This is a genomic window from Streptomyces sp., from assembly GCF_019510245.1.
In the GTDB taxonomy this organism is placed as follows: Bacteria; Actinomycetota; Actinomycetes; order Streptomycetales; family Streptomycetaceae; genus Streptomyces.
Genome location: NZ_JAEKKT010000390.1, coordinates 1 through 4,870, shown reverse-complemented (window position 1 = coordinate 4,870; position 4,870 = coordinate 1). Strand labels below are relative to the sequence as shown.

Here is a 4,870-nt window from a genome sequence, read left to right as displayed (position 1 = left end):
CAGGTTCGGCTCCTCCGTCAGGCCGAGGTGTGAAGCGGCAGCGGACATGACACGCAGACTGCCGTGGCGGCGCAACAATGCCCACAGCGGCTCGAGTTCGCCGGACAGGTCCAGCGCCCGGTCGGCGGCACCGCTCCGAGCTGCGCGAGTGAGAGCGAGAGCGGTCTGCGGGAGCGTACCGCCGACGACCGATGCCATCGTCCTGTCGACGGCGTTGAGCACGATCGGTCACGACGGGCCCTTACCACGAATCCGGTGCCGGCCGTCCCCGCGGTCACCCGCTCATGGACGACGCGCTGCGGATCTGCCGCCGGAGTTCCGCGCGGTGCCCGGTCGAGGGAGGTCCCGTTGGGATGCGTGGCGGGCGACTCGGCCTACGATCGGGACTCTCGGCGTGACCCCGCTGACGTACCTGCGCAACGTCCGCCTGGACCGTGTTCACGCCGACCTCCTCACGGGCGCCACGGGAGTCACCGAGGCGGCCGGACGGTGGGGCTTCAGCCACTTGAACCGGTTCTCCGCCGCCTATCGCCGACGCTTCGGTGCCGCGCCCTCCCAGACCCGGGCAGGGGTCGGCGGTCACCACCTCGGCGAGCGGGAGAGCCGCAGGCCCAGAGGCACACGGCTGTGCGGACGGATTGCGTGGCCTTCGACAGCTTGTGTTCGCCGGGCTGTTCGCCTTCCCACAGGGGGTGATGGCGCCTGGCCCAGGATCGGGAGACGAGGCCGGTGCGCAGGCCGGTGCGCGCCTCGGGGTCCTTGGAGGCCATCCAGATGTGGCCGCCGACCAGGGCACCGATGAGCAGGGCCAGCCAGTCATGGACGAACGTCGCTCCCGTGCGCAGGAACAGCGCCGTGAGACGCGGGAACCACATGATGAGGCCGGTGCCGATCATCACCAGGGCGGCTCCCGAGATCACGGCCGCATACAGCTTCTGACCCGCGTTGAACTTCCCCGCCGGGTGCGGGCGCCGGCGCACAGTCGCGCGTATCCAGCCACGGTCGTGCGGACCGAAACGGTTGATGCGGACCAGGTCGGCGCGGAAGGCGCGTGAGACCAGCCCGGCCAGCAGCGGGACGGGCATGGTGACGCCCGCCCACTCGTGCACGGTCACCAGCAGGCGTCGCCGGCCCACGAGCTCGCCCAGGGCGGGCAGGTAGAGGAAGGCGGCGGTGACGAGGGCGGTACCCATCAGCGCGGCCGTGGCGCGGTGGATCCAGCGTTCGGCGACGGTGAAGCGCCGTATCAGCTCGGGCGGTTCAGCCGGTCGAGTCATCGTCGCGTCCGTTCGACTTGCCGACCCACGCGTCGATGTCATAGCCGCGCGGCTCCCAGTAGCCGGGTACGACGCGTTCGGTGACCGTGATCTCGGAGAGCCACTTCGCCGACTTGTAGAAGTACATCGGCGCGGCATACAGCCGCACTGGACCGCCGTGCGGGGCGGTGACCGGCTTGTCCTGCATCTCGTAGGCGACGAGCATGTCGGGGCGCCGCGCCTGCTCCAGGGTGAGGCTTTCGGTGTAGACGCCGTCGAAGCAGGTGAAGTGCACTGCCTTCGCTCCCGGCTTCACCCCGGCCGTCTCCAGCAGGTGGGACAGCCGCACCCCGGCGAAGGGCGTCTGCGGCACCCGCCAGCCGGTGACGCACTGGACGTCCCGGACCAGACGGGTGCGCGGCATGGCCTTCAACTGCTCCAGTGTGTACGTCACCGGGCGGTCGACGAGGCCCTTCACGGTGAGCCGGTAGTCGGCGGCCGAGCGGTGCGGAATGCTGTCGGCGACCGAGTAGAAGCGGAAACCCCCGCCGCCCGGCAGCAGCCCGGTCAGACCCGTGGGGTCCTTGCTGCTCACGGTGGCCAGCAGACCGTCCGTCACGTCCTGCAGGCGGGCGCCTGCGGGCACCGCGACGGCGCCGAGGCCGAGGATGCCGAGGACGACCCGTCGCCCGACCGGCCTGCCCCGGCGGTCCGCCTCCTCGGTCAAGCCCTCTCTCCCGCCCGCAGCTTCCTGACCCCGCCGACGAGCAGGACCGCGCCGATGACAGCCACGAACAGGCCGATCACCAGCCACTGGGCCTGCCCCGACATGCCGCTGCCACCGACCGCCCCGGATCCTTGCAGGCTCCACACCACGCCGGAGAAGAGCAGCAGAACCCCGACGACCAAACGAATCCAGATCTTCATGCCGTGCTCCCAGGAAACTGTCGAAGACTCACGCGGGCCAGTACTCCGGGTCCGACTCCGCAGGCCACGGGCCGGGGTGTCCTGTGCGTGGGTCGTGCGGGCGTTGATCGTCCCGTCGGAGTCACGCTATATCGACAGACGGAGCCCAATAAGTACAACGCTCAACTTCATGTACCGAACTCTCACCGTTGGCAACGGTCCGCCGTCGTGGATGTACCCAGCGACGTGATCGCGGCCATGCGCATCGGCCGCGCGCAGTGCACCCGAGTCGAGCACTACGGCCCGTTCGGCGAGCGCCTGCTCACCACCGTCCCCGGAGCCGGCCGTCATGTCGTACGCCAGGGGACATGCCGGCCGATCCCGCCGCACACCTCGCTCGAGGCACTCCGGTGAGCCGGGCGTCGGCCACACCGCAGAGCCACCCGCATCGCGTCCGGCTGACCCTCCGTCAGCGCCAAGGACGGCCCCGAGCGGGACAGGCCGGGCCCCGGACGGGCGGGCACCGGCTTCGGGCCGCCGCCCCGGGTGCACCGGCCGGGGACGGCGAACCGGTCCGTGCGGAGGGTGAGTGCGTCGCGTTACGGCGTTGTGCAGCGCCTCGTCGAGGTCACGGTCCAGGCCCGGCACGATGTGCTCGGACGGCGTTTCCGTGAAAGGCACGCGCAGCGTGGCGGCCGGCGAGCGGGTGGCCGGATCCGTGTGCATGCCGCGCAGCGAGTAGCCGCACTCGCCGTCGCCGTCCACGGCTACGTCAAGTGCGAACCGAACAGCAGCACCCCTCAGCCGACCCTCTGAACAGCCTCTTCGCGGAAGCTCTTCCGTCTGGCAGAAGCCGCCTTGCGGAGCCACCGCCGGCGTCGGGACGCTGACTCCAACCACGGCACGCGGGGCGACGACGCCCCGCCGACAGGGACGGAACCCCCATGCCTCACACCACCGCCTTCGCCAGGAACCAGTGGTACGTCGCCGCCTACAGCCATGAGGTCGGGCGCGAGGAGTTGCTCGGCCGGACGATCCTCGGTGAGCCGCTCGTGTTCTACCGGACCGAGGAGGACGGGACGCCCGTCGCGCTCGCCGACCGGTGTGTGCACCGCAGGTTCCCGCTGCACGAGAAGCCCAGCCGGCTCGACGGCGACCGGATCGTGTGCGGGTACCACGGGTTCACGTACGACACCACGGGCACCTGTGTGTACGTGCCGGGCCAGAAGCGCGTACCGCGCACCGCGCGCGTCGCCTCCTACCCCGTCGTCGAGCTGGACTCCCTGGTCTGGGTGTGGATCGGCGACCCGGCCCTCGCCGACGCCGACACCATCCCGCGGGCCAGGCACCTCGACTCCCCCGGCTGGGTCACCGTCCGCGGCATGGAGCCGATCGACGCCGACTACGGCCTGCTGGTCGACAACCTCCTCGACCTCTCCCACGAGACCTATCTGCACGGCGGCTACATCGGCACCCCCGAGGTCGCCGAGACGCCGATCACCACGGAGGTCGACGAAGGCGCGGGCATCGTACGGGTGAGCCGGCACATGGACGACGCCGAGTGCCCGCCCTTCTACGCCAAGTCCACCGGCATCAGCGGCCGGATCACGCGCTGGCAGGACATCGAGTACCACGCGCCCTGTCTGTATCTGCTGCACAGCAGGATCGCGCCGGTCGGCGTGACGCCCGAGGCGGACGGCAGCGACCCGAACGGCTTCCACACCGAGATCACGTACGCCATCACGCCGTCGAGCGACGGTCACGTGTACGACTTCTGGATGGTCTCGCGCGACTGGGCGACCGAGGACGCCGAGGTGACCGAGTTCCTGCGGGGCAACAACCACACCGTCGTCATGCAGGACGTCGACGCGCTCAACCTGCTGCAGCGGACGCTCGGCACCGAGCGCAGCGGCTACCAGGAGCTGAGCATCAACATCGACACCGGCGGTCTCGCCGCCCGTCGTATCCTCGCCCGGCTGGTCGAGGAGGGCGACAAGCCCGTGGAGAAGGTCCTGTGAGTGCCGGAGCCACCGGGGAGATCTACCGCATCGACTGGCTGCCGGGCACTGATGTCCTGCACGGCACCTGTCACTGCGGCCGTGAGCACACCTCGCAGGACCCGATCGAGATGTGGGAGTGGATGCTCGCGCACCCGAACGGGCACTCCCCGCAAGGACACGAGCCGCTCTCACCCGAGCCGCAAGGAAACAGCTCATGAGTGACGCGTACGAAGCCGAACTCGTCGTCGACCGCAGGGACACGGCGGCCGACGGCGTGCTCGCCCTCACCCTGCGCCACCCGCTGGGCGAGCAGCTCCCGCGATGGGAACCCGGCGCCCACATCGACGTGGTGCTCGGCCCGGGCCTGGAGCGGCAGTACTCCCTGTGCGGCGACCCGGCCGACCGCACCGCCTGGCGGATCGCCGTGCTGCGCGAGCCCGTGGGGCGCGGTGGATCCGCCCATGTGCACGAGCAGTTGGGACAGGGCGACAAGGTCAGGGTGCGCGGCCCGCGCAACCACTTCGCCCTGCGGCCCGCACCCCGCTACCGCTTCATCGCGGGCGGCATCGGCATCACCCCGATCCTCCCGATGCTCGCGGCGGCGGAGGCCGAGGGCGCGGAGTGGACGCTGCTGTACGGCGGGCGGACGCGCGAATCCATGGCGTTCACCGAGGAGTTGAGCCGTTACGGCGATCGGGTCACCGTCGC

General features: G+C 70.6%; 7 protein-coding genes and 2 pseudogenes. 5 read left to right on the top strand and 4 right to left on the bottom strand.

Annotated features, from left to right (window positions below):
• A pseudogene (locus tag JF597_RS52625) lies at positions 1 to 222 on the bottom strand (dihydrodipicolinate synthase family protein); the annotation flags it as partial.
• Between JF597_RS52625 and JF597_RS52620 the strand changes: the two are divergent.
• On the top strand, positions 149 to 802 hold the full coding sequence (locus JF597_RS52620) for a helix-turn-helix transcriptional regulator (RefSeq protein WP_294014024.1): 654 nt from the start codon (positions 149 to 151) through the stop codon (positions 800 to 802). The pseudogene JF597_RS52625 and the gene JF597_RS52620 overlap by 74 nt on opposite strands.
• Here the strand turns inward: JF597_RS52620 and JF597_RS52615 are convergent.
• The 3 genes and pseudogenes from JF597_RS52615 to JF597_RS52605 form a co-directional block, all read right to left on the bottom strand.
• Positions 684 to 1,277 (bottom strand): annotated as a pseudogene (locus JF597_RS52615) (cytochrome b/b6 domain-containing protein); the annotation flags it as partial. The gene JF597_RS52620 and the pseudogene JF597_RS52615 sit on opposite strands and share 119 nt — an antisense overlap.
• Positions 1,261 to 1,983, bottom strand: a complete 723-nt coding sequence (locus JF597_RS52610; protein WP_294014022.1) for a molybdopterin-dependent oxidoreductase — start codon at positions 1,981 to 1,983, stop codon at positions 1,261 to 1,263. The pseudogene JF597_RS52615 and the gene JF597_RS52610, both read right to left, overlap by 17 nt.
• Entirely contained in the window at positions 1,980 to 2,183 is a 204-nt protein-coding gene (locus JF597_RS52605; RefSeq protein WP_294014020.1) for a hypothetical protein, read from the bottom strand. Before JF597_RS52605 ends, JF597_RS52610 begins: the two co-directional genes overlap by 4 nt.
• 207 nt (positions 2,184 to 2,390) lie before the next feature.
• On the opposite strand from JF597_RS52605, the gene JF597_RS52600 reads away from it, so the two are divergent.
• The 4 genes from JF597_RS52600 to JF597_RS52585 all read left to right on the top strand — a co-directional run.
• The gene (locus JF597_RS52600; protein WP_294014018.1) at positions 2,391 to 2,576 is read left to right on the top strand and encodes a hypothetical protein; all 186 of its coding nucleotides are present in this window, start codon (positions 2,391 to 2,393) and stop codon (positions 2,574 to 2,576) included.
• A 530-nt stretch (positions 2,577 to 3,106) separates the two neighbouring features.
• Entirely contained in the window at positions 3,107 to 4,180 is a 1,074-nt protein-coding gene (locus JF597_RS52595; RefSeq protein WP_294014016.1) for an aromatic ring-hydroxylating dioxygenase subunit alpha, read from the top strand.
• Entirely contained in the window at positions 4,177 to 4,380 is a 204-nt protein-coding gene (locus JF597_RS52590) for a hypothetical protein (protein ID WP_294014014.1), read from the top strand. The genes JF597_RS52595 and JF597_RS52590 overlap by 4 nt, the downstream gene beginning before the upstream one ends.
• Positions 4,377 to 4,870, top strand: a 494-nt coding sequence (locus tag JF597_RS52585; RefSeq protein ID WP_294014012.1) for a ferredoxin reductase, incomplete at its 3' end; no start/stop codon positions are given. The genes JF597_RS52590 and JF597_RS52585, both read left to right, overlap by 4 nt.

Excerpts from the sequence above, each read along its gene's own strand:
- JF597_RS52605 (WP_294014020.1), bottom strand. The coding sequence starts at position 2,183 with ATGAAGATCTGGATTCGTTTGGTCGTCGGGGTTCTGCTGCTCTTCTCC.
- JF597_RS52595 (WP_294014016.1), top strand. The coding sequence starts at position 3,107 with ATGCCTCACACCACCGCCTTCGCCAGGAACCAGTGGTACGTCGCCGCC.